This window comes from Sutterella massiliensis, from assembly GCF_016899755.1.
GTDB lineage: Bacteria > Pseudomonadota > Gammaproteobacteria > Burkholderiales > Burkholderiaceae_F > Sutterella > Sutterella massiliensis.
Window position 1 is genome coordinate 1 of sequence record NZ_JACJJC010000279.1, and the last position, 461, is coordinate 461.

A 461-nucleotide genomic window follows, 5' to 3' on the forward strand; every position below is an offset into this window, starting at 1 on the left:
GCCAGAGCCAGTCGTCAGGCCAAACCTCGATATCGAAAGAGATTCCATCGCTCTTGCCGAGCGCTTTGATGGCGCCGCCCAAGCGAATGAGGCCGTCCCAGTCCTGCGGCATCGCATCGGGATTCCCGCCGGCAGCTTTGACAAGGTCGGCGTTGAAAAAGAAGACCGGCGTCGAGGCGGCAAAGGGAAGGGCGTACTGTCGACCGTCAATCTGGCCCACTTCAAGGAGAGCGGGCCAGTAATTTTCGTTCTTCCAGGCTTCTCCCTCGGCGGAAACCAGATCCGTAAGATCGACGATCGCGTTGCGTTTCTGCAGCTGTCGAACTGTTTCTTCGAAGTAGATCCAGGCCGGGTGGTAGATGTCGGGAAGCTTTTTGGTGATTGCTGCGCGAAGAATCGTTTGATGGGCTTCCGGGTAGTTCTGGGGCGATGCGCGGAAGCGGATGCGGATCTTCGGGTGT

At 58.1% G+C, this 461-nt stretch carries 1 protein-coding gene; it reads right to left on the reverse strand.

Going from position 1 to position 461, the window contains the following annotated elements:
* Positions 1–461: extracellular solute-binding protein (locus H6A60_RS12555; RefSeq protein WP_205105151.1), on the reverse strand; the 461-nt coding region annotated here is incomplete at both ends.